The following is a 24210-nucleotide window of genomic DNA, read 5'->3' as shown; positions in this document are numbered from 1 at the left end:
ACGTCCATGAGGCCCGCAGGGACCTCAAGGAGAGAGCCACCCGCCGGGGGAGCGTAGCACCCGGCAACACGGGTTTTTCGCTAAGGCGAACGTCCATGAGGTCCGAAGGTGCCTCAGGGAGAGAGCCACACGCCGGGAAAGCGAAGCACCCGGCACACGAGTTTCGCCAAGGCGAACGTTCATGAGGGCCGATGGGACCTCAAGGAGAGAGCCGCCCGCCGGGAAAGCGAAGCACCCGGCAACACCCGCCTCGCGGTAAGGCCAGGCGGCGTTCACGCAGGGAACAGCCGCAAAATGGCCGCCACTACGCACATCCAGCCCTCGCCCATAAGCGCAACCGATCCCCCACCGACAACCCATCCCGGGTGTCCAGAGGGCGGAGCGCCTATGGGGTCCCCCTTGGCAAGGGGGATTTAGGGGGATTGAAACGCTTTTTGTGGACGGTCCACAATCTAACCAAAGAAAGGAAAGTTGATCATCATGCAACGAGTTGACGTCAAAGAGAAAGCACGCGCCAGAGAATTACGCGTGTTGGATAAATGGAAAACGGAGAATACATTCAAAAGATCCATCGAAAACCGGGAGGGCAAGCCAAACTTCGTATTTTATGAAGGGCCGCCTACAGCGAACGGAAAACCGCATATCGGTCACGTACTTGGACGCGTAATCAAGGATTTCGTTGGACGGTATAACACGATGAAGGGTTACCGCGTCGTTCGTAAAGCGGGCTGGGATACACATGGTCTGCCTGTAGAACTGGGTGTGCAGAAGAAGCTCGGCATCTCCCACAAGTGGGAAATCGAAGATTACGGCGTGGAGAAATTCATTAACGAATGTAAAGCGAGCGTATTCGAGTACGAGCAACAATGGCGTGACCTGACAGAAGGCATCGGATATTGGACGGATATGGATAACCCATACATCACCCTTGATAACAACTACATCGAGAGTGTATGGAACATCCTGGCGACGATCCACGAGAAAGGATTGCTGTATCGTGGTCACCGTGTGAGCCCGTATTGTCCATCTTGCCAGACAACACTGAGTTCCCATGAAGTTGCACAAGGGTACAAAGACGTCAAAGACCTGAGTGCTACAGCGAAATTCAAACTGAATGACAGCGGAGAATTTGTACTGGCTTGGACGACAACACCTTGGACACTGCCTTCACACGTTGCACTTGCCGTGAATCCGGATATGGACTACTCCCGTGTTCGTCAAGGTGATGAAGTGTACATCATGGCAACCAATCTGGTTGAGAAAGTGATGAAAGATACCAAGGGTGAGTATGAGATCATCGGTGCACTGAAAGGTGCCGATCTGGTTGGCAAAACGTATGATCCTCCGTTCAACTACGTACAGGCTGAGAAAGCGAACATCATCCTGGGCGCAGGCTTTGTAACGGATGCAAGTGGTACGGGTATCGTACACATGGCTCCTGCCCATGGTGAAGATGACTACCGTGTATGCCGTGAGAATGGTATCAGCTTTGTGAACATGGTGGACCTGGAAGGTAAATTTGTCGCTGAGGTTACTGACTTTGCCGGACGTTTCGTGAAGGATTGTGACATTGATATCGTGAGATATCTGTCCGAGCATGGACGGTTGTTCAGCAAAGAAAAATATGAGCACAGCTATCCATTCTGCTGGCGTTGTGATACACCGCTTCTGTACTATGCAATGGACAGCTGGTTTATCCAAACGACAGCCATCAAGGACCAATTGATTGCCAACAATAGTGAAGTGGATTGGTACCCGGGTCATGTTCGTGAAGGTCGATTCGGGAAATTCCTTGAGGATCTGGTGGATTGGAACATCAGCCGTGATCGTTATTGGGGAACACCGCTGAACATTTGGGTGTGTGAGGAGACTGGCGAACAATTTGCTCCACACAGCATTGCTGAATTGCGTGCTCGTGCGGTAGGCGACGTGCCTGAGAATCTTGAATTGCATAAACCATATGTGGATGACGTTAAAGTCATCAGCTCTTGTGGCAAATATGAAATGAAACGTACACCGGAAGTAATCGATGTCTGGTTCGACAGCGGCTCCATGCCGTTTGCCCAGCAACACTATCCGTTTGAAAATAAAGAAGTATTTGAACAGCAATATCCTGCAGATATGATCTGTGAGGGGATTGACCAGACACGTGGCTGGTTCTACAGCTTGCTGGCGGTTTCCACCCTTTTGACAGGCAAAGCGCCTTACAAAGCGGTTATGGCTACAGGTCACGTTCTCGACGAAAACGGACAGAAAATGTCCAAATCCAAAGGTAACGTTATCGATCCTTGGGAAGTAATTGAAGAATACGGTACTGATGCATTCCGCTGGGCTTTGTTGTCTGACAGTGCACCGTGGAACAGCAAACGTTTCTCCAAAGGTATCGTAGGCGAAGCCAAATCCAAAATGGTGGATACGCTGGTCAACACCCATGCATTCCTGACACTTTACGCCACCATTGATGGATTTGATCCACAGGAGCACCCGTTCCAACTGTCCGCACACAAGCTGGATCGCTGGATTCTGTCGAGACTGAACAGTCTGATTCTGGTTGTGGAAAAAGCGCTGTTGGTTAACGACTATCTGAACTCTTCCAAAGCGATTGAAGCCTTTGTCGATGAGTTGAGTAACTGGTATATCCGTCGTTCCCGTGACCGGTTCTGGGGAAGTGGCCTGACAGAGGATAAACTGGACGCTTACCGTACATTGACTGAGGTACTGGTGACTACTGCGAAGTTGGTTGCTCCGTTCACACCGATGCTGGCAGAAGATATCTATCTCAACCTTGCAACAGGTGAGAGTGTGCACATGGAAGACTATCCGGTAGCGAATGAAGCGCTGATTGATGCAGGACTGGAACAGGATATGGAGACGGCTCGCCGCGTGGTTGAACTTGCCCGTAACGTTCGTAACGAAACAGGCATCAAGACACGTCAGCCACTGTCCGAATTGATTGTTTCCCTGGATAAAGGCTTTGACCTGGCAAGTTATGAAGAGATCATCAAAGAAGAGATCAATGTAAAAGGGATCCGTACGGAGCATAATGATGCGGAATTCGTTGACTTTACATTGAAGCTGAACCTGAAAGTTGCAGGTAAGAAGTACGGCAAAAACGTAGGATTCCTGCAAAACTTCTTCAAGGGAATGTCGGCCGATGAGACGCGTAAAGTGGTTTCGGAGGGTGTGCTGAACATCGTTTCTCCTGAAGGCGAAGAGCTGCAAGTGACGAGTGAAGAATTATTGGTTGATAAACAGGCCAAGTCAGGTTTTGCTTCAGCATCAGGTTACGGTCTGACGGTTGCGCTCAATACCGAAATCACGCCAGCATTGGAACAGGAAGGCTGGGTCCGTGAAGTGGTTCGTGCTGTGCAGGATACCCGGAAACGACTGGACTTGCCGATTGAGAAAAGAGTACGTTTGACGCTGGATGTAGATGCATCCCTTCAGGAAGCTATTCAGGCGTTTGATGATGTGTTGCGTGAAAATGTTCTCGTAACCGAAGTTACATTTGGCTCGAATGAGTCCATGGAACGTGTTGAAGCCGGAGGCAAATCGATCGGTATTTACATCGAAGCGTAATTCGAAGTATGTAACATTCGATATTTACAGAATATAGAGAAATATAGAGTATAAACTAACGAGCCGCAGAGGCAGGGACATATTCCCTGTATCTGGGCTCGTTTGTTTTTCAGGCAAAAGGGCAATGATTTTATAGTGCAGTCAATCTATATTGATTAAAGGAACTGACCAAAACATGAGCAAACAAGACAAGCAATCCGCATCCACTTCACCATCAACATCAGATGATCTGAATTCACATGACAAAATCGAAGAGTTACATACCCTGACTAATCGTCTGGCTAATGAACTGGAACGTTCCCGGATTGCGCAATACACGGAATTGCTGAACAGGCCATGGAAACTGATTGGATTGAACCTGTTGTCTGGAGCCGCAAGAGGTGTGGGGATCGCAATTGGGTTTACCTTTTTCGCAGCAACGATCATTTATGTTTTACAGCTGCTTGGGGCGCTCAATCTTCCTATTGTTGGAGACTACATCGCTGATATTGTGCGCATTGTGCAGCGTCAGCTAGATATGAACACCTACTAAGCGATTAAGCGGAAAAAGCAAATGATATCAAAATGCAATTAATACGTGTCATCCGTCTCCATATCCGGTTCTAACAGACCATCGCCTTCACGGTTTTCCAGGTACTGGCGATATTGTCGATTACGCACGATGGAGACGTCATGACCGTAGATATCCGTTGCTACAAAGCTTTCGTACGCTTCAACGCAACCTTCCACTTCATCTGTGGCTTCAATGGCCATAACGTCATAGCTGTCAATATCACGTCCTTCAGCCATCGCTGGTGAGTTCGATGTACCCCAGCTCTCAACGATCTGCCAGGTGTCCTCACCATCGAAGCCATTTTGGTCATCCCGTTCATCCAGACTCGTTCGGCCAAATGCCGGGGCAAGGAATTCTTCCTCTACAGGGCGATTTTCAGAGACGACGGTTTCTGGCTGGTGTTTTTTGCAATATTTCGTGTAGGGAACAGCTTCCATGCGTTCATAAGGGATGGGTTGCTGGCAGACTGCACATGTACCATAATGCCCTTCTTCGATGGAGTGCAGTGCAGAATCGATACGTTCCAACTGGAATTCATCGTGTTCCAGCAGGGAAATATCCTTCTCACGTTCATACACCTCGGTGGCGATGTCACCAGGATGGTTATCAATCGGTGATAATTCACCTGTCTGTAGCTTGAGGGAGTCTCCAAGGCCATAATGTTCGTTCTCCGACAGTCTATGTTCAATATCGCGCTTATCGCTTATCAGTTGGGAACGTAAAAATTGCAGTTGTTTAGCAGTAAAATGTGACATGTTTTTCCCCTTTCTGCTTTCGTCTGGAATCCGGATTTTAACTCTATTGTAGGATGTGCCATTAAGGGCTAGATTACAGAAGGGAAATGTTATCGTTTTTGCCATGAGGATTGCGATGTAGCGCGTCGTGGACGATTTCCAAACAGCTGTGCTACAATAAACAAGTCTGGCGTAAGCCTGGTATCGTTTGGAAAAGACAAGAACGGAGTGACAAACAAACGTGGTGTATTATATCCTCGCTTTTATCGTATTTCTATTGGATCAGGGAACCAAGTTCCTGATTGCAACCCGGATGGAACTCAGAGAAGAAATTCCGGTTATCGGCAATTTCTTTGTCATCACATCACATCGTAACTCAGGTGCAGCTTTTGGCATTCTGCAAGACCAGCGTTGGTTCTTTATTGTGGTTACGGTGATTGTGGTCGTTGCCTTGATTTGGTATTTGCAAAAGGTAAAAGATACCCCGCACAAATTGCTGCCTGTGGCGCTTAGCTTGGTGCTCGGTGGAGCAATTGGCAACTTCCTTGACCGGGCATTGACCGGAGAAGTTGTGGATTTTGTACAGCTTAATTTCGGAAGTTACACGTTCCCCATTTTCAACATCGCCGACTCGGCAATCTGCATCGGTGTAGCGTTGATCATTGTGGAGACGTTGCTTGAAGGACGGCGTGAAAAAGCAGCCGCGAAGATTGAAGGGAATGAACATCATGAGTAATCCGAATGAGGAACAGATCAACGACGAAGAACTAATGAATGGCAATGAGCGTATGGAATGGACCGTTGCCGCTGAACATAAGAAAGAACGAATTGACAAATATATCACGGAAGCTGTGGATAACGTGTCTCGCTCCCAAGTTCAATTGTGGATCGGAGACGGGATGGTTACGGTAAATGGTGCTGTCGTCAAAGCCAATGCCAAGTTATCCGAAAATGACCTGATTGAACTACAGATTCCTGAACCGGCTGCCGTCGAGATCATTGCCGAAGATATTCCGCTGGAAGTGGTATATGAAGATAGCGATTTGATCGTAATCAATAAACAGCGTGGCCTTGTCGTGCATCCTGCACCAGGACATACGTCTGGCACACTCGTCAATGCGCTCATGTACCACTGCAAAGACCTTTCGGGTATCAATGGAGAGTTGCGCCCAGGTATTGTGCATCGCATCGATAAGGATACTTCGGGCCTAATTATGGCTGCCAAGAACGATCGTGCGCATGCCTCATTGGCTGCTCAGTTGAAGGACCATACGGTGAACAGACGGTATATCGCGCTCGTTCATGGTCATCTTAACCATGATCAAGGGACCGTTGATGCACCGATTGGACGCGATACCAATGACCGCAAAATGTATACAGTCACGGAACGCAACAGTAAACATGCCGTTACGCATTTTACCGTTTCAGAGCGCATCAATGACTATACCTTGCTGGAATTGAAACTGGAGACAGGACGTACCCACCAGATCCGGGTTCACATGAAATTTATCGGTCACCCGCTTGTAGGAGATCCAACTTATGGACGGAATAAAGGCATCAAAATGCAAGGACAGGCTCTTCATGCGGCCATTCTTGGATTTGTGCATCCAACAACGGGAGAATACCTTGAATTTTCAGCTCCGATTCCGCAGGATATGGAAGACGTGCTTGCTTCGCTACGCAGTCGTTAACAGCTCCAAGAAAGTACAAATGTTCGGATACTTTGTCCATGGCTTTGATCACGCAAATGCTTCATATTAAAGTGTAGAAATTTGCGTCAAATGAGGAGATGAACAACGTTATGAGTATCGATAAATATCAAGAAACTTACATTCAGACTAATTTTGCCGACCGTATCGGTGGCTCCAACTATGGTAAAGACACGAACATTTATAAATTCGAGAAAATCAAACGTGCCAAAGCTTCGGCCAAAAAAGATTTTCCCGATGTGGAACTGATCGACCTTGGTGTAGGTGAACCAGACGAGATGGCTGATGCAGGTATTGTAGCTGCACTTGCAGAAGAAGCTTCCAGACCTGAGAACCGTGGTTATGCCGATAACGGTATTCCTGAATTCAAGGCTGCTGCTGCTTCCTACCTGAAAAACGTATTCAACGTAGAAGGTATCGATGCAGATACCGAAATCGTGCACTCCATTGGTTCAAAACCGGCTTTGGCGATGATGCCTTCATGCTTCATCAATCCAGGTGATGTGACCATCATGACTGTTCCAGGTTACCCGGTTATGGGTACACATACAAAGTATCTGGGCGGAGAAGTCTTCAACATTCAGTTGACGAAGGAGAACAACTTCTTGCCTGATTTGACGGCTATTCCGGAAGACATCGCAAAACGTGCGAAGTTACTCTACCTGAACTATCCGAATAATCCAACTGGCGCAAGTGCGACAGTGGAGTTCTTCACTGAAGTGGTGGAGTGGGCGAAAAAATACAATGTAGTCGTTGTCCATGATGCACCATACGCAGCATTGACGTACGATGGCAAAAAACCGTTCAGCTTCCTGTCGGTACCTGGTGCGAAGGATGTCGGCGTAGAGCTGCACTCTCTGTCCAAGTCTTACAACATGACGGGTTGGAGAATTGGTTTTGTAGCGGGTAACCCGCTTGTAGTCAAAGCATTCAGCGACGTGAAGGACAACAATGACTCCGGTCAGTTCATCGCGATTCAGAAGGCAGCTGCTTATGGATTGAATCACCCTGAGATCACGGAAAAAATTGCAGAGAAATATTCCCGTCGTCACGACATGCTCGTTGCCGCACTGAACGAACTGGGCTTCCAGGCTGAAAAACCTAAAGGTTCATTCTTCCTCTATGTTGAAGCACCAAAAGGTGTGGTTGGCGGACGTCGCTTCGAATCAGGCGAAGATTTCTCCCAATTCCTGATTCGTGAGAAACTGATCTCGTCTGTACCTTGGGATGATGCGGGTAACTTTGTTCGTTTCTCAGTTACCTTTGAAGCTAAGGGTGAAGAGGAAGAAAAACGTGTTATCGCTGAGATTAAACGTCGTCTGAGCGACGTGCAATTCGAATTTTAATCGCATTACCCTATAGCTTAAATCACGTACTAACGAAGAGACCGGAAACGGTCTCTTTTTTTATGCTCATATTAGATATTTTTCATTTACTCCCTTTACAAAATTATACAAGCAACATATGATTAGATCTTTACGTTAATTGTTATATACAGAAGTTGTTGTTGAAGGGAGTTATTACAATTGTTATCATCACGAACAAGTACGGTGTCCACACCGGCTACAGGAACAGGCAGTACAGTGTCAGGATTAATCAGATTGTTAAGACCCAAACAGTGGACTAAAAATCTGCTGTTATTTGCTGCGCTACTTTTCTCCTTTGAGGAGATTCGGACCGAAACCATTCTTGCGACGTTGTTTGGTTTTATTCTATTTAGCTTCGTTGCAGGCTGTGTTTATATCTTGAATGACTATGTAGACCGGGACAGGGATCGGCAGCATCCGGTGAAAAAGTCTCGTCCCATTGCTTCAGGGCAGGTGAATCCGACTCATGCTTTGTTGTTCGGTATCATTCTGTTGACCCTTTCCGTAGGAACGGCTTTTGTGATGAACCCGCTATTCGGCGTATTGTGTGTCGTCTATTTCCTGTTGAATGTATCGTATTCATTTGTGCTGAAACATCTCGTTATCCTGGATATGATGACCATTGCTGCCGGCTTCGTACTTCGCGCCATTGCAGGCGGTGTACTAATCCATGTGCCATTCACACCGTGGTTTTTGATCTGTACGATGTTGTTGTCGTTGTTTCTGGCCATTGGCAAACGGAGAAATGAACTTACATTGCTTGAAGGAAACACGGGATCACATCGTAAAGTTTTGGATAACTATTCTATAACGCTACTGGATCAATTCAATACGATTGTGACGACAGCTACCATTATCAGTTACTCCCTGTTCACATTCACATCAGATCGGTCCATCCATTTGATGTGGACGATTCCATTGGTCATTTACGGCATGTTCCGTTACCTGTATCTGATCCATATGAAGAATCAGGGCGGCTCACCAGATCGTGTGTTGTTTGAGGACAAGCCCATATTAATTACGGTTATGTTGTATGTGATAAGTGTTATTACAATCTTTGCTATCTTTGAATAAAAGGCTGAGGGGGATCAGGGTGAAAAGCACGAAAGTCGCGATTTTTGATATTGATAAAACGATTATACGCAGTGATTCGATGTTTCAATTTGTGCATTATGGTGTTCGACGTTACCCGTGGCAGGTATGGAGATTGCCTGTCATTGCATTACATACGGTGTTATTCAAAGCGGGATTCATGACGGTTGAACGAGTTAAACGTTCTTACTTTCAAGAAATTGAGCGTATGTCTGAAAAAGATCTGGAACATTTCTTTGATACCCGCTTGCGTACGTCCATTTTTGCCGAGGCCAGTGTAGAGATGCAACATCGCAAGGAAGCAGGCTACCACGTCTTGCTGGTTACTGCGTCTCCGCATGCCTATATGAAATACTTTAAAAACTTTCCCTGGGTGGATCATGTGATCGGGACCGATCTGGTCCGTCATGCGAATGGATACACGTGTAGAATTGATGGCAGCAATTGCAAAGGGGAAGAGAAGGTACGCCGAATTCAGGCTTATCTGAGTGAGAAAAATATGGTCATTGATTATGATCAATCATGTTCCTACTCGGACTCCTTATCCGACCTTCCAGTCATGCAGCTAGTAAGTCAACGATACTTTATTAACAAGCGTGTTCCGGACATGGAGGCATTAACGTGGGGGAAATAAAGTCGCGTCATACGGGTAAATGGTTGATGCTCGTTTCCGCATTTCTGACAGCAACGGGTCAATTGTTCTGGAAATGGGGACTAACCGAGTGGATCTACCTTGGTGTTGGTTTTTTGTGTTATGGAGTAGGAGCGATTTTGATGATCAAAGCTTTTGCTCTGGAGAAACTCTCTGTTGCTTATCCTCTGATGTGTGCCAGCTATGTATTTGCGTTAATCTATGGATATTTTTTGCTTGGGGAAGAAATTACGGTGCAGAAGCTGGCAGCAGTTGTGTTGCTTGGAATCGGGGTGACATTAACCAGTGTTGATCGATAGCTGGATGGTTGCCGTATTAATTGTCATGACGTTGTGTGGTGCACTGGGCGGGGCCGGACTGAAAGCTTATGCCACTAGTCGCAATCGTCTACATGTACTCATGGGACTTGGATTCTATGGAACAGGTGCATTACTGAACATTGTATTGTTGAAGTTTCTCCCATTAACCGTAGTGTTGCCTGCGAACGCATTAACATATGTGTGGACTCTCATCATAGCGCGGCTGGTATTTAAAGAGACAGTGGGCCCTTTACGCTGGATCGGTGTGGCATGTATTATGGGTGGCCTATGTTTATTGGTGTTATAAGTTGAACTAAAGATTAATAACACGAGCACTCAAATTATATATTTTTTTTATAAAATTTATTGGATGTGAAATGAAAGCATGAAATTTTTGGATTACTTATTTTATAATCGCAGAGTCAACGGGACTGCCTTTTTTCTGTTTGCGGGATTTGCTTTGTTCTATGGTTTAATGAACGGCTCGTATGTTCTGTATATTGAAAATAATGCAGATATGCTTGGGAAATATAGCCCATTCAATACGACGCTGTTTCCAATCAATTTATTCAACTTTGATCCTTCCATGTATTATGGGGACAACAGTTCTTCCGTTATTCATCCGCTGATTTCCTTTCTTGCAGTCACCCTTGCGGCTGTAGCGAAGCTGCTGGGAGGCAACTGGTTCTTCCTGGTCCTGCAATCGCTGGTGAATGCGGGTTCGGTGGTGCTGGCGTTTCTGTTCTTGAGTCAAAAAGAAGACAAGCCGACCATTACACCGCTGCTGTTCGCTTTGTTGTTTGGTTTCAGTTCCTACTTAATGTATACTGCATTGATTCCAGACTCGTATCCGTATGTTCAGTTCGTTATAATGCTCTCTGTGGTTTACATGCAGTATACTCGTGAGCGTCAGGACGTCCGTTATGTACCCAATGCATTGCTTGCGTCCATTAACTTCGGACTAACCTCGACGAATATCGTACCGTTTGCTGCTGCCACTTTCTTCAATATGCATGCATGGCGCAATAAGGCGAAACTGAAGAAGTACATTGGAATCATGGCACTGGCGGTTCTGATTATCGCCGTAGTTACCGGTATTCAGTATGTTGCCTTTGGAGGCCGCAGCTGGGTGAGTAACTGGCTATTGGGCATTCAAAATGGTGGAACCAGCTATGCAACACCATTCCAGTTCGCTGTTCACTGGAAAGCATTGATCATGCTGACCATCAATCCGATGCTGACACCGAAGATGCATTTATTGGACCCAGGCATGGCAGCCTTTGTTACGGATCTATCCCGTTCCAATCCAATCTATGTGCAGATTACAGGTATCTTTATTTTACTATTGGCACTCGTGGGCTTCATTAAGGGCATTCGTGAAAGGGAAGTATGGACCCTTATGCCATATATCCTGTTTGCCTTTTTGCTTCATGTAGTCGTGGGCTTTGGATTGGCTGTATTTCAATATGATATGTACCTGTATGCGGGGCATTATCTGTTTGCGTTCTTCCTGTTGGGTGGAGGTTTCGTCATTAGCCTTCGTCCGGGACTGGGGAAAAAAGTGATTATAGGCTTGATCATGTTATGTATTATCATTACGGCAAGTAACAACATCTATCGCCATGTCGAAACATTAACAACAATCAAGCAATCCTATAATCAGTTGGAACAGGAACGCGCAGTGAAATAATAAAAATGTATCGATGTATATAAGAAAATAAGAAAAGGCCATGGGATGGACTGAAGTGCACCCCTTAGAATAGACATTGGAAAAACCCCTGGGTTTAGCCGATGAAATTCTAGGGGGTGTATTTTTTATGGCGATTAAGGGACAAAAGTTTAAAACGTATTCGGAGAAGATAAAAAATGAGGCTATTCGTCTACATACGGTTGAGGGGTGGACTTATCGAAAGATTAATGAACATCTGGGGATTCATGATCCAGGACGTATGAAGCGCTGGATGCGAAAATATCGGGAACAAGGTGAGTTTGGACTGATGGATCAGCGAGGTCGACGTAAAGAATACTTGGATCAAGACCGCTATGTACAAAAACTGAAACGGGAGAATGAGTTGCTAAAAAAGTGCTTGGTAATCTGGAGGGAGGAAGCAAACAAGAAAGATTTCAGATCATAGAAAAAGTAGCGGGATACGGTGATATCCAGAAACTCTGCCATGTGTTTGGCGTGTCCCGGAGTGGGTTTTATGCCTATGTAAAACGTAAACGATTCGATCGCGATGCCAAGGCGAAGAAACAGGTGCTTCAAACGTATCATCGCTATGAAGGCAAATATGGTTATCGACAACTCCAGTTATTCCTTTGGCAAGATCAAGGGATTTGGATGAATCACAAAAAGGTACTCCGCCTGATGCAAATGCTCGGTATTCAATCTCGAATCCGTCGTAAACGGCGCTCCAACAGCTCGTATGCACCTGCGCAGCGTGTAGCAGAGAACCGCTTGAAGCGAGATTTCAGTGCAGAAAAACCGAATCAGAAATGGGTAACGGACATTACCCAGTATCGTGTGGGAGAACGCTGGATATATCTTTCAGCCATAAAGGATCTGTTTAATAACGAAATTGTGGCCTACGAAATAGGCGAACGCAACGACAATCAACTGGTGCTCCGCACATTCAGCAAGGCATTTGCGAAGCAAAAAGACGTGACCGGATTAGTCGTTCACAGCGACCAGGGATGTAAGTAACACGTCTCATGCTTACCACGACATACTGCCAAAGGTTGGCGCCCAAATCAGCATGTCTCGCCGAGGAAATTGTTATGACAATGCCTCGATGGAGAGTTTCTTCTCGCATCTCAAAACGGAAGGACTCTATCCTTATCATATCCGAACGCTTAGCGAAGCACAAAGCAAAATCGAAAAATATATCCGTTTTTACAACCGAAAACGGCCACAACGGAAACTGAAAAAACTGACGCCGGTAGAGTACCGACGCCAGTTTGCAGCCTAGGGTCTTTTTATAATGTCTACTAAATGGGGTCTTGACCAGGAAAGTCCAATGGCCTTTCTTTATTGAGTGTCCAGCAAAAGAGTTAAGCAATAATCTTGGTCTTCTTGGCATTCTCGGCTGAACGTTTGGTGAGACTGCTTAGTGGTCGTTTCAAAGCAAGGGCAATGATGAGGCTCAGCGCGATGAACATACACAACCACAGAATATCTTTGATGGCAGTAGACCACAAGATGCCGCCGACCGACTCACGCAGCAGGCTGATCGCATATGTGAAGGGCATGAACGGATTCAATGCCTGGAAAAAGGGCGATGTCATGCTGATTGGGAACGTACCTCCCGAGCTGGAGAACTGGAATACCATGAAGATGATCGCAATCCCTTTTCCGATATTCCCAAATACGGATAGCAGAGTGTACGTTATGGTGACAAATACGGCACTCACCAGCATGGCAAACAGGACAAACCACAGTTTATCTGCGACATAAGTACCCAGGATTAATATATCTCCCAAGGTGACGCATACCGCCTGAAGCAATCCAATGGTTAGAAAAGTAGCAAGACGTCCGAGATACAACTCGTATCCCCGGAACTTGCCATCCGGATTCTCGGCTTCAGCACGAAGCAGGGAGATCAGCAGCGTTGAACCGACCCACAAGGACAACACGCCATAAAATGGCGACATTGCCGATCCATAGTTCGGAATCGGGTAAAGTTGCTGTTCTTTGATTTGCACGGGACTCGAAAGGAAAGCACTCTCTTCCTCAATATCGCCGCGCAGAAGCTTGGCAAGTTCGGCAAACTGGTTATTACCTTCAACTTCCCTGAGTTTGTCCGCAGCCTTGCTGATGGCACTTTCCAATGCTGGCAGATCATCACGTACAAGCGTGGCAACACGATGTACTCCTTTTTCTACCTCCGGCAGCTCATTCTGTACAAAATCGAATGCCTTGCCTATCTGTTTCTCGGCATTAGGGAGATCATTACGAACAAAATTAGCCGCTTCGTTCAGTTTGGTTCCCAGCTTGGGCAGATCGTTTCGAATTAATGAAGACACGGTGTTCAAAGCTTGGATAAAACCTTCACTTTTGTTCGCGAGTGTCTCTGATATCTCATGGATCTTGGATTGTATTTCAGGCAGTTCGCTCTGGATTTTCCTCAACTCGGTCTGCCCAAACGTAATCCCTTCTTTGGCTGATGCAAGAATGTCGGCAATATCCGGAATACGATCCTTTGCCCCTTGTAGAGTTTCTGCTGAAGTGGAGAGGATAGACCTGAGCTTATCCGCACCAGTTGCAAGAGCAGGCGATATTTCACTTTCATAGGTGTTTAAGGTATTGCCAATCCCGCTGCTAATATCCTTCGAGAGAGTATTTAACTGAGCGATGACATCTGCCGGTGGAGTTGTATTGCGACGCATGGCATCACTGATGATGCCAGCCAAGCGGATTTGCAACTGAAGTTTATCTGATACGGTGTTCAGTTGTGTAATTTTATCGGCAAGTGGTTGGCTTGGAAGCAAGTTGTCGATGTTGCCCAGTAGTTCTGCCATACTGTCGACGAGTTTTACCGCAATACCTAAACGCGTAGCAATTCGGTCGAGATCTTCTGCAGTTGGCAGGTTGTTAAGATCCGAATTTTGCAATTGTGTAAATACGTCTCCTGCAGCGTTAGTAATCTGTTGCACCAGCAGCAGATTTTGGCGGATGGCAGGGCCAATCGCCTGAAACGCTTCTTCACTGGAATCCACAAACTGATTCAATCCCTCTGCAAGCTCAATCCCGTTGCCAGCGATTTGTGATACTTTGTCCAAATCTTGCTCTGCGGCCGTGACGATAGACAGAGCTTTGTCGGTTTTATCCAGTGCCGTTTGGATGACACCTGATACCTGACCAAAGTTTTCATCCACTTCTTGAATGCGTTCCACAGCTTTTTGTATATCAGGAATCCGCCCCTGGATAGCCAGCACTTCGGAAGCCGCATCATTAATTTGTGGCCAATACTCCTGCACCTTGAGCACATATTGTGCCGCTTCATTGATTTCAGGCAGTTTTTTTTCGATTTCAACGATCTTTTGAGCATCTTTTACAATCTCAGGCATAGCTTTTTCTACTTCCAGAACCTTTTGACCAGCGGCTTGTATAGCCGGAAGATTTTTCTCCAGCGTGAAAATGACATTCTCCATCTTGCGTAATGTTGGAAGCTGCGCATTAATTTCAACCCCGGCTTCCTTCAGCTTGGTTAGAACGGCCTCACTAACGGCTTCGGTGAAATTCTCATTGATTTGCGTTGTTATCGCAGATACACCGGAGCCTGTGATTTTTGGAGCAATGGCATTCACCTTCTCATTAACGGTATAGATTACTTCCGGTCGCTCCAGCTTTCCGTCAATGATGCCTGTAATTTTGGATGAAAAGTCCCCCGGAATGAGCAGGCTTGCATAATACTCTCCAGTTTGCACACCCCGATTAGCCTCAGCCTGGTCCACAAAAGTCCAGCCCAGCTTTTCGTTCTGCTTCAGGCTCGATACCAATTCATCTCCGATATTAACGTTGGTTCCTTCAACAGTCGCACCCTTGTCCTCAGTTGTCACCGCAATTTTGATCCCTTGGGTATTACTGTACGGGTCCCAGACGGATTTCACATTGACCCAGTCATATATCCCGGGTAGTAAAATTATTGCCACAATTAGAAATATACCTGTGGGAACTTTCAGAATATGCAACCAGTCTGCTTTGTAAACGTGCCAAATGTGACGCATGACTTCCTCCTAAATGTACATAAATGTAGGGCTTAACTTATTTCTATGACTCATATTTGGTGAATCGTATGTATATCGGCTTTATTTAGCCATCTATGAATGGGTTCATGTTTATAAACTGTACCCATTTCACTTGGAGCTAATGCAGAGCCTTCATATATTCCGTAAGATGAAACGCACCGTTTGTTCTAAAAAGAAGGGATATATCTCCACATTGAATATAGTCAGAGGGTTATTTTGGCTATATCGGATTTCTCATTTGCCTATGGATAAATATGCAGAAATGTTGTATAATTATGAATAACCAATGAGATGTAATGTGCATGGATGTTTTTCGGCCAAACTGCTGATTCTAAGAAGAACGTAGCAGAGGATTTTCACCTGCGATGGTGAGGTGTTGACAGGGGGTTGTCTTTCTGTCATAATTCATGAAGACAAACGGACATATTGACTACAGAACCCTGTGAGGTCCTGCAATATGAACGACATGAATAGCACCTTTAAATCAGTCCCGTGAGACTGGCAAGGTAACGTGAACGATACATCGTTTTTTGCTGCGGCAAATGAAGCGATGCATCCCCGAGAGTATACTTTCTTCAGAGCGGTCTGAAGTTCGGAGACTCCTTGCCAATAAACACGGCAAGGAGTCTTTTTTGTTCTCCTCGTCACGGGGCCATGATCTGGAGGGAAATCCTGAGGAGGCTGAACGCATGAGCACAGAGACACATGTCATTATGGATGAGACGGCGATCCGCCGCGCATTAACACGGATTGCCCATGAGATATTGGAGAAAAACAAAGGAATCGACGATTGTGTGTTGGTCGGTATCCGTACACGCGGGGTCTACCTGGCAGAACGGATCGCGGCCAAGATTGAAGAAATCGAAGGCGCCAAAGTACCCTGGGGAGAACTGGATGTGACTCCTTACCGCGATGACCGCTTGGATGAAAATAAAGCGAATCGCAAGGAAATGTTGATTATGACACCTGAATCACTTTCGATTCATAACAAAAAAGTGATTTTGTTCGATGATGTGCTCTATACCGGACGTACCATTCGCGCAGCGATGGATGCCCTGATGGACTGTGGAAGACCGCAGAACATTCAGCTGGCTGTGCTCGCAGACCGCGGACACCGGGAACTTCCGATTCGACCTGATTTTATCGGTAAGAATGTGCCGACTTCCAAATCAGAGGAGATCGAGGTTGCGCTCATGGAAACGGACGGACAGGACGAAGTCAAAATCACTCAGAACCGGGGGGAACAAGCATGATGATTACACAACCAGCATTGAGAGACCGGAGCTTGCTTGGACTGAAGGAACTTAGCCGAGGAGAGATCGAGTCGATTCTGAACAGAGCAGCTCACTGGGAAGCGCAGAAAGAGAAACTGGTTCCTGTACTGGAATCACGCTTCGTTGCGAACATGTTCTTCGAGAACAGCACACGTACCCGTTTCTCCTTCGAAATGGCAGAGAAACGACTGGGCGCACAAGTGCTGAACTTTACGGCTGCCGCATCCAGTGTGGAAAAAGGAGAGTCCATCTACGATACGGTACGCACACTTGAGTCGATGGGCATTGATGCAGGGGTGATCCGGTTGAAACCGGCAGGCGTCCTGCAACAACTGGCTCAGAAAGTGACTGTTCCGCTCGTGAACGCCGGAGACGGCAACAATGAGCATCCTACACAAGCACTTCTGGACCTCTACACGATGCGGAAAGCATTTGGCGAACTGAAGGGCTTGCGTGTCTCCATTATTGGCGACATTCTGCATAGCCGCGTAGCGCGCTCCAACCTGTGGGCACTGCAAAAGTTTGGCGCAGATGTACGCTTCTGTGCACCGCAAACGATGCAGGCACCGGAACTCGCAGAGCATGCTCCTTATGTCGGTCTCGAAGAAGCGCTGGACGCAGATGTAGTCATGATGCTCCGTGTTCAACTGGAACGTCATCAACATGGCTTAATTACTTCAGCTGAGGATTATCGCGAACACTACGGATTGACGGAAGAACGGGCATCACGCCTAAAACCAAGCACCATTATCATGCACCCTGCTCCTGTGAATCGCAATGTCGAGGTAGATGACGCGGTTGTGGAGAGTGAAGCATCGCGGATCTTCCCGCAGATGGCAAACGGCGTTCCAATCCGCATGGCGGTTATGGAACGTGCGATGAAACTGTAACAGGGTCTGGCTGTGGGTCATAGGCTGACGGTACGGTAGTTCTTATAGAGCAATAAGAGAGTACACGATAAAGAAAATCACCCGGCTTGCCTGGTAAGCCGGATAGAACCGAAGCGGAGGGCAATTATGCTACAGATTATAAAGAACGCGAACATCTTGAACCAACAAGGGGAACTTGAACGGAAAACCATCATTATAGATGAAGGTAAAATTAAAAAGATCGCTGGTCTGGAAGACCAAGCCGTATTGGATGCCGAAAAGTCAGCGCAAAGTGTGACAGACGCATCAGGCAAACTGGTCATTCCAGGATTGATCGATATGCACGTGCATCTGCGTGAACCTGGATTCGAACACAAAGAGACGATCGAGACAGGTGCTCGTTCAGCAGCACAAGGCGGTTTTACAACGATCGCTTGCATGCCGAACACGAGACCAGTAACAGACACAGCTGAAGTTGTGAAACTGGTATTGGATAAAGCCAAAGAAGCTGATCTGGTTAAAGTGTTGCCTTATGCAGCCATTACGAAAAACGAGCTGGGTCGTGAACTTACCGATTTTGCCGCATTAAAAGAAGCAGGAGCTATTGGATTCACGGATGACGGTGTAGGTGTACAAAACGCTCAAATGATGAAAGATGCCATGAGCCTCGCGGCAAGCATGGATATGCCCGTGATCGCACACTGTGAAGATGACTCACTGGTTGTCGGTGGATATGTGACGGAAGGCGAGTTTTCGAAGCGTCACGGCATCAAAGGGATTCCAAATGAATCCGAGGCCATCCACGTGGGCCGTGATATCCTGCTCGCGGAAGCAACGGGAGTTCATTACCACGTCTGTCACGTAAGTACAGAGCAGTCGGTTCGCCTGATTCGTCTGGCGAAGTCCATCGGCATTAAAGTAACTGCTGAGGTATGTCCGCACCATCTGGTGTTGTCGGATGAAGATATCCCGGGCATGGATGCCAACTGGAAAATGAACCCGCCGCTGCGCTCACCACGTGATGTGCAGGCTTGTATCGAAGGTTTGCTGGACGGTACGCTGGACATGATCGTAACCGATCACGCGCCACACAGTGAAGAAGAGAAAGCTAAAGGCATGGAGCTGGCACCATTCGGAATCGTTGGATTCGAAACAGCCTTCCCGCTGCTGTACACGAAGTTTGTAGAAACAGGACTTTGGAGCTTGGACTTCCTGGTTAAGCGCATGACTGCTGATCCGGCACGTGTATTCCGACTGGATACAGGCAAACTGGAAGAAGGAGCACCAGCGGATATCACGATGATTGACCTGAACGAGGAAAAAGCAGTTGATCCTGCAACGTTCGCAACCAAAGGAAGAAACACACCATTCACAGGCTGGAAGCTGAAAGGCTGGGCCGTACAAACTTGGGTGGATGGCAAAAGCGTGTGGAATAACACGGTACAACAGTAAAACGGTAATTTAGTAAATTGATAAATTAGTAACTCTATATCTTCAACTCTTTAAAACAGTAACAGTAATTCTTAACTCTTTAATCAACAAGTCATTATAACTCTAAATTTACAACTTCTACACAGTAACATCTTTACAACTAACTCGAGGCAGATTATGCCGAGAGTCCAATATACGAAACAAGCAAAGTTGAATGTCATGATTTTGAACTTGGACACTAAAGTAACTGCGGAGTGGGCAGAAAGAACCCGAAGAAGCAAAGCGTTCGCCTTTATCACCGGATTACATCATTTGAAAAATGATAAAAAGTAATCCGGGGATAACAGCGATCAAAGGGTTTTCTGCCCACGGAGCCGCACGAAGTTTCCAGAAAGTTCAACCCAAATGCATTCATCGTTGATAAACACAGAGGAGTGAAATGGGATGCAGGCACAGGCAAGATTATTGTTGGAAGACGGCACACTGTTCACCGGGAAAGCATTCGGTGCTGAAGGTGAAACGACAGGTGAGGTCGTTTTTAATACGGGAATTACAGGCTATCAAGAGGTGCTTTCGGATCCTTCCTATTGCGGTCAAATCGTAACCATGACGTATCCGCTGATCGGAAACTACGGCATTACGCGTGATGACTTTGAGTCGATTCGTCCATACGTACACGGTTTCGTCGTGCGTCGTCATGAGCCAACGCCAAGCAACTGGCGTGCGGAATACAGCGTAGACAATCTGCTCAAGGAATACGGTATCGTAGGAATTAGCGAAATTGATACACGCATGTTGACTCGCCGGATTCGTCACCACGGCACAATGAAGGGAATTCTCACAACAGGATCGAAGCCTGTGGAAGAACTGCTGGAGATGATGGGAGACACGACCATCGCCGAGCTGCGCAACCAGGTGCCTATGACTTCTACGGAGCATGTCTACAACAGCCCGGGAACGGCTGAACGTATTGTACTCGTGGATTACGGTGCGAAAACAGGAATCTTGCGCGAACTCAGCAAACGTAACTGTGACGTTGTCGTTGTTCCACACGATGTAACAGCAGACGAGATTCGTCGCCTGAACCCGGACGGCATTCAACTGTCCAACGGCCCTGGGGACCCGAAAGACGTACCTCACGCAGTTAACATGATCAGTGAATTGCTTGGCGAATACCCAATCTTCGGTATCTGCCTGGGTCACCAGTTGTTCGCACTTGCAGCGGGAGCAGACACCGAAAAACTCAAGTTTGGACATCGCGGAGGAAACCACCCGGTAAAAGAACTGGAGAGCGGACGTTGCTTCATCACATCCCAGAACCATGGATTTACCGTAAACGAAGAGTCTGTGAAGAGTACAGACCTGGAAGTTACACATATCAACAATAACGATAAGACCATTGAAGGTCTGAAACATAAATCATTCCCGGCATTCTCGGTTCAATATCACCCTGAAGCAGCCCCGGGTCCGTACGACAACAGCTATCTGTTCGACCGCTTCATCGAGATGATTCGTGAGCACAAAATCACTAACCCGCAAAAGCCGCGTCAAGCCGTACTGGCAGCCGCAGTGAAAGGAGCACAATAACATGCCGATTAACAAAGATCTCAAAAAAATCCTGGTGATTGGTTCCGGTCCAATCGTCATCGGTCAAGCGGCCGAGTTCGACTATGCCGGTACTCAAGCTTGCCAGGCACTGAAAGAAGAAGGCGTGGAAGTTGTACTCATTAACAGCAACCCGGCGACAATCATGACGGATACGAATATGGCTGACAAAGTATACATCGAGCCAATCACCCTGGATTTTGTAACGCAAATCATTCGTCAAGAGCGTCCAGATGGCTTGTTGCCAACACTGGGTGGTCAAACAGGTCTGAACATGGCGGTAGAACTGGCTCGTGCAGGCGTGCTGGAACGTGAAAATGTGAAATTGCTCGGAACGCAACTGACATCCATAGAGAAAGCTGAAGATCGCGATCTGTTCCGTGACCTCATGCGTGAATTGGAACAACCTGTACCAGAGAGTGTCATCGTAACGACACTTGAAGAATCACTTGAATTTGCAAATGAGATTGGTTATCCAATCATCGTGCGTCCAGCCTATACACTGGGCGGAACAGGCGGCGGAATCTGTGCGAACGAAGAAGAGCTGCGCGAGACGGTGGCAGCGGGAATTCGTTACAGCCCGATTGGGCAATGTCTGGTCGAGAAGAGCATTGCAGGTATGAAAGAAGTCGAGTATGAGGTTATGCGAGACAAAAATGATAACTGTATCGTTGTCTGCAACATGGAAAACTTTGACCCGGTAGGTGTTCATACAGGCGACAGTATCGTCGTAGCACCAAGTCAAACACTGTCGGACCGTGAATATCAAATGCTGCGTTCAGCTTCCTTGAAAATCATCCGTGCCCTGAACATCGAGGGTGGATGTAACGTACAGTTTGCACTGGACCCACACAGCTTCCAATACTATGTTATCGAAGTAAATCCACGGGTAAGCCGTTCTTCGGCTCTGGCTTCTAAAGCAACGGGTTATCCGATTGCGAAAATGGCTGCCAAAATTGCCATGGGTTACACGTTGGATGAAATCGTGAACCCGGTAACAGGCCAAACGTATGCTTGCTTTGAGCCTACACTGGATTACATCGTGAGCAAAATTCCTCGCTGGCCGTTCGACAAGTTCATCTCGGCGAACCGTAAACTGGGAACTCAGATGAAAGCAACAGGCGAAGTGATGGCGATTGGCCGGACATTCGAAGAGTCGATTCATAAAGCAGTACGTTCCCTGGAAATTGGCGTACACCGCCTTTACCTGAAGGATGCAGAAACGCTGGATGAAGCTACTTTGAATGAACGTCTGATCAAAGCGGATGATGAGCGTATCTTCCTGATTGCCGAAGCATTCCGCAGAGGTTATACGTTGCAACAGCTACAGGACCTGACCAAGATCGACTGGTGGTTCCTGGACAAAATCGAAGGTCTGATCGCATTCGAAGATCGCATTCGCGAAGAATCCGAATTGTCTTCCGACATTCTGTATCAAGCGAAACGCCTTGGATTTACAGACCGTGCCATTGCTGAACTGCGTGCGCAAGGTCAACCTGGAGGCACATTAACAACTGAAGCGGAAGTTAGAACTCGTCGGGAAGCAGAGAACCTGCGCCCAGTGTACAAAATGGTAGATACATGTGCGGCTGAGTTCGAAGCAACAACGCCATATTACTACTCAACTTACGAGACAGAAAATGAAGTAATCCCTTCAGACAAGAAAAAAGTTGTGGTACTGGGTTCAGGACCAATCCGGATCGGTCAAGGGATCGAGTTCGACTACTCAACTGTACACGCAGTATGGGCATTGCAAAAAGCAGGATATGAAGCAGTCATTATCAATAATAACCCGGAGACGGTGTCTACGGACTTTAATACATCAGATCGCCTGTACTTTGAACCGCTCTTCTTCGAAGATGTCATGAACGTGATTGAACAGGAGAAACCAGTAGGGGTTATCGTACAGTTCGGTGGTCAAACGGCTATCAACCTGGCAGCACCACTGCGTAATGCAGGTGTAACCATTCTCGGAACGGATCTGGAAAGCATCGATGAGGCGGAGGACCGCAAGAAGTTCGAACGTCTACTCTCCCGTCTGGAGATTGCACAGCCGAAAGGTAAAACGGTCATTTCCGTTGATGATGCGGTAGAAACAGCTCAAAGTCTGGGCTACCCGGTACTGGTGCGTCCTTCCTATGTACTCGGCGGTCGTGCGATGGAGATTGTATACTCTGATGCAGAATTGCTGACATACATGGAACAGGCGGTTAAAATCAATCCGGAGCATCCGGTCTTGATCGACCGTTACATGATGGGTAAAGAAGTTGAGGTTGACGCCATCTGTGATGGTGAAACGGTATTGATTCCGGGAATCATGGAACATATCGAGCGTGCAGGGGTTCACTCTGGTGACTCCATCGCGGTATATCCTCCTCAACACCTGTCCCAGGACTTGAAAGAGAAAATTGTAGAGATTACAATCAAAATTGCGAAAGAACTGAAAACGGTAGGTTTGGTCAACATCCAGTTTGTTATCCATGATGGTCAAGTGTACATCATCGAGGTGAACCCGCGTTCATCCCGTACCGTGCCATTCTTGAGCAAAGTAACCAATATTCCGATGGCGAACTTGGCAACACAAGCCATTCTGGGTGTGAAACTGAAAGATCTTGGTTATGTCGATGGACTGTGGCCTGAATCGGATCATGTATCTGTTAAAGTTCCGGTCTTCTCCTTTGCGAAGCTGCGTCGTGTAGAACCAACCCTCGGACCTGAGATGAAGTCCACAGGTGAGGTTATGGGTCGTGACCCGAATTACGCTAAAGCGTTGTTCAAAGGTCTCATCGGCGCAGGAATGAAAATTCCGGCAACCGGAGCGATCGTAGTAACTGTAGCAGACAAAGACAAAGACGAAGCAGTTCCTTTGCTCGAAGGTTTCTACAGACTGGGTTACAAAATCATGGCTACCGGCGGAACAGCAGCTGCGCTTGAAGCGGCAAACATTCCGGTAACGACTGTGAACAAATTAAGTGAAGGTTCGCCGAACATTCTCGATATGATTCGCAGCGGCGAAGCGAACTTTGTCTTCAACACACTCACCAAAGGCAAAACACCGCAACGTGATGGATTCCGAATTCGTCGTGAAGCGGTAGAGAACGGCATTGTATGTATGACTTCATTGGATACGATTCGTGCGCTGCTGATCATGCTGCAAACGATCAACTTCTCTTCGGAAGCAATGCCTGTCTTTGTAAAATAAATAACTCTCTGATGAAGGACATCAGTCAGCCTGCGGGCTGGCGGGATGTCCTTTATATCGGGCAAAAACGGAAAAAATGAGTAAGTGGAGGGGAGC

General features: G+C 47.0%; 20 protein-coding genes. 18 read left to right on the top strand and 2 right to left on the bottom strand.

Features of this window, described 5'->3' with window-relative positions:
• Positions 1-480 precede the first annotated feature (480 nt).
• Positions 481-3579, top strand: a complete 3099-nt coding sequence (gene ileS, locus OM416_RS06685; RefSeq protein ID WP_264928049.1) for an isoleucine--tRNA ligase — start codon at positions 481-483, stop codon at positions 3577-3579.
• A 175-nt stretch (positions 3580-3754) separates the two neighbouring features.
• Positions 3755-4111, top strand: coding sequence for a DUF5665 domain-containing protein (locus tag OM416_RS06680; RefSeq protein ID WP_264928048.1), 357 nt, complete (start codon positions 3755-3757; stop codon positions 4109-4111).
• A gap of 38 nt (positions 4112-4149) precedes the next feature.
• Here the strand turns inward: OM416_RS06680 and OM416_RS06675 are convergent, their stop codons facing one another.
• A complete protein-coding gene (locus OM416_RS06675) occupies positions 4150-4887 on the bottom strand; it encodes a TraR/DksA C4-type zinc finger protein (protein ID WP_145151132.1) in 738 nt (245 codons plus the stop codon).
• 220 nt (positions 4888-5107) lie between these two features.
• Here OM416_RS06675 and lspA point away from each other — a divergent pair, with 220 nt between their 5' ends.
• From lspA to OM416_RS31895, 11 genes are all read left to right on the top strand, one after another.
• Positions 5108-5602, top strand: coding sequence for a signal peptidase II (gene lspA, locus OM416_RS06670; protein WP_062835441.1), 495 nt, complete (start codon positions 5108-5110; stop codon positions 5600-5602).
• Positions 5595-6557: an RluA family pseudouridine synthase gene (locus tag OM416_RS06665; RefSeq protein ID WP_413775747.1), complete on the top strand. Its 963-nt coding sequence runs from the start codon at positions 5595-5597 to the stop codon at positions 6555-6557. Before lspA ends, OM416_RS06665 begins: the two co-directional genes overlap by 8 nt.
• A gap of 110 nt (positions 6558-6667) precedes the next feature.
• On the top strand, positions 6668-7921 hold the full coding sequence (locus OM416_RS06660; protein WP_036674844.1) for an LL-diaminopimelate aminotransferase: 1254 nt from the start codon (positions 6668-6670) through the stop codon (positions 7919-7921).
• Positions 7922-8125: 204 nt separating this feature from the next.
• Positions 8126-9016, top strand: a complete 891-nt coding sequence (locus OM416_RS06655; RefSeq protein ID WP_264928852.1) for a decaprenyl-phosphate phosphoribosyltransferase — start codon at positions 8126-8128, stop codon at positions 9014-9016.
• A 19-nt stretch (positions 9017-9035) separates the two neighbouring features.
• Positions 9036-9668, top strand: a complete 633-nt coding sequence (locus OM416_RS06650; protein WP_264928047.1) for an HAD family hydrolase — start codon at positions 9036-9038, stop codon at positions 9666-9668.
• 26 nt (positions 9669-9694) lie between these two features.
• Positions 9695-9985, top strand: a complete 291-nt coding sequence (locus tag OM416_RS06645; RefSeq protein WP_211175697.1) for an EamA family transporter — start codon at positions 9695-9697, stop codon at positions 9983-9985.
• A complete protein-coding gene (locus OM416_RS06640) occupies positions 9972-10292 on the top strand; it encodes an EamA family transporter (RefSeq protein WP_319951891.1) in 321 nt (106 codons plus the stop codon). The genes OM416_RS06645 and OM416_RS06640 overlap by 14 nt, the downstream gene beginning before the upstream one ends.
• A 78-nt stretch (positions 10293-10370) precedes the next feature.
• A complete protein-coding gene (locus OM416_RS06635) occupies positions 10371-11675 on the top strand; it encodes a DUF6080 domain-containing protein (RefSeq protein WP_264928046.1) in 1305 nt (434 codons plus the stop codon).
• Positions 11676-11802: 127 nt separating this feature from the next.
• Positions 11803-12120 carry a transposase gene (locus tag OM416_RS06630; protein ID WP_264928045.1) on the top strand — a complete coding sequence of 106 codons (318 nt, stop codon included), beginning with the start codon at positions 11803-11805 and terminating at the stop codon, positions 12118-12120.
• Entirely contained in the window at positions 12069-12689 is a 621-nt protein-coding gene (locus tag OM416_RS06625; RefSeq protein WP_264928044.1) for an IS3 family transposase, read from the top strand. The genes OM416_RS06630 and OM416_RS06625 overlap by 52 nt, the downstream gene beginning before the upstream one ends.
• A gap of 52 nt (positions 12690-12741) precedes the next feature.
• Positions 12742-12954, top strand: a complete 213-nt coding sequence (locus OM416_RS31895) for an IS3 family transposase (RefSeq protein ID WP_413775746.1) — start codon at positions 12742-12744, stop codon at positions 12952-12954.
• Between the two features lie 82 nt (positions 12955-13036).
• Here the strand turns inward: OM416_RS31895 and OM416_RS06620 are convergent, their stop codons facing one another.
• Positions 13037-15712: a YhgE/Pip domain-containing protein gene (locus OM416_RS06620; protein WP_264928043.1), complete on the bottom strand. Its 2676-nt coding sequence runs from the start codon at positions 15710-15712 to the stop codon at positions 13037-13039.
• A 710-nt stretch (positions 15713-16422) separates the two neighbouring features.
• On the opposite strand from OM416_RS06620, the gene pyrR reads away from it, so the two are divergent.
• The 5 genes from pyrR (at position 16423) to carB (ending at position 24114) form a co-directional block, all read left to right on the top strand.
• Entirely contained in the window at positions 16423-16986 is a 564-nt protein-coding gene (gene pyrR / locus OM416_RS06615; protein ID WP_017687330.1) for a bifunctional pyr operon transcriptional regulator/uracil phosphoribosyltransferase PyrR, read from the top strand.
• A complete protein-coding gene (locus OM416_RS06610; RefSeq protein WP_264928847.1) occupies positions 16986-17897 on the top strand; it encodes an aspartate carbamoyltransferase catalytic subunit in 912 nt (303 codons plus the stop codon). The genes pyrR and OM416_RS06610 overlap by 1 nt, the downstream gene beginning before the upstream one ends.
• 126 nt (positions 17898-18023) lie before the next feature.
• Positions 18024-19328 carry a dihydroorotase gene (locus tag OM416_RS06605; RefSeq protein ID WP_264928041.1) on the top strand — a complete coding sequence of 435 codons (1305 nt, stop codon included), beginning with the start codon at positions 18024-18026 and terminating at the stop codon, positions 19326-19328.
• Positions 19329-19751: 423 nt separating this feature from the next.
• Entirely contained in the window at positions 19752-20894 is a 1143-nt protein-coding gene (gene carA / locus OM416_RS06600; RefSeq protein WP_047843735.1) for a glutamine-hydrolyzing carbamoyl-phosphate synthase small subunit, read from the top strand.
• Position 20895: 1 nt separating this feature from the next.
• Entirely contained in the window at positions 20896-24114 is a 3219-nt protein-coding gene (gene carB / locus OM416_RS06595; protein ID WP_047843734.1) for a carbamoyl-phosphate synthase large subunit, read from the top strand.
• Positions 24115-24210 lie beyond the last annotated feature (96 nt).

Source organism: Paenibacillus sp. LS1, assembly GCF_026013365.1.
Taxonomy (GTDB): Bacteria; Bacillota; Bacilli; order Paenibacillales; family Paenibacillaceae; genus Paenibacillus.
This window is presented reverse-complemented; position numbering and strand designations above follow the sequence as displayed.

What these genes read in the sequence shown, in the direction of transcription:
- ileS (WP_264928049.1), top strand. Translation starts at nt 481, where the DNA reads ATGCAACGAGTTGACGTCAAAGAGAAAGCACGCGCCAGAGAATTACGC.
- OM416_RS06680 (WP_264928048.1), top strand. Translation starts at nt 3,755, where the DNA reads ATGAGCAAACAAGACAAGCAATCCGCATCCACTTCACCATCAACATCA.
- OM416_RS06675 (WP_145151132.1), bottom strand. Translation starts at nt 4,887, where the DNA reads ATGTCACATTTTACTGCTAAACAACTGCAATTTTTACGTTCCCAACTG.
- OM416_RS06665 (WP_413775747.1), top strand. Translation starts at nt 5,595, where the DNA reads ATGAGTAATCCGAATGAGGAACAGATCAACGACGAAGAACTAATGAAT.
- OM416_RS06660 (WP_036674844.1), top strand. Translation starts at nt 6,668, where the DNA reads ATGAGTATCGATAAATATCAAGAAACTTACATTCAGACTAATTTTGCC.
- OM416_RS06645 (WP_211175697.1), top strand. Translation starts at nt 9,695, where the DNA reads ATGCTCGTTTCCGCATTTCTGACAGCAACGGGTCAATTGTTCTGGAAA.
- OM416_RS06635 (WP_264928046.1), top strand. Translation starts at nt 10,371, where the DNA reads ATGAAATTTTTGGATTACTTATTTTATAATCGCAGAGTCAACGGGACT.
- OM416_RS06630 (WP_264928045.1), top strand. Translation starts at nt 11,803, where the DNA reads ATGGCGATTAAGGGACAAAAGTTTAAAACGTATTCGGAGAAGATAAAA.
- OM416_RS31895 (WP_413775746.1), top strand. Translation starts at nt 12,742, where the DNA reads ATGTCTCGCCGAGGAAATTGTTATGACAATGCCTCGATGGAGAGTTTC.
- OM416_RS06620 (WP_264928043.1), bottom strand. Translation starts at nt 15,712, where the DNA reads ATGCGTCACATTTGGCACGTTTACAAAGCAGACTGGTTGCATATTCTG.
- pyrR (WP_017687330.1), top strand. Translation starts at nt 16,423, where the DNA reads ATGAGCACAGAGACACATGTCATTATGGATGAGACGGCGATCCGCCGC.
- OM416_RS06610 (WP_264928847.1), top strand. Translation starts at nt 16,986, where the DNA reads ATGATTACACAACCAGCATTGAGAGACCGGAGCTTGCTTGGACTGAAG.
- OM416_RS06605 (WP_264928041.1), top strand. Translation starts at nt 18,024, where the DNA reads ATGCTACAGATTATAAAGAACGCGAACATCTTGAACCAACAAGGGGAA.
- carA (WP_047843735.1), top strand. Translation starts at nt 19,752, where the DNA reads ATGCAGGCACAGGCAAGATTATTGTTGGAAGACGGCACACTGTTCACC.
- carB (WP_047843734.1), top strand. Translation starts at nt 20,896, where the DNA reads ATGCCGATTAACAAAGATCTCAAAAAAATCCTGGTGATTGGTTCCGGT.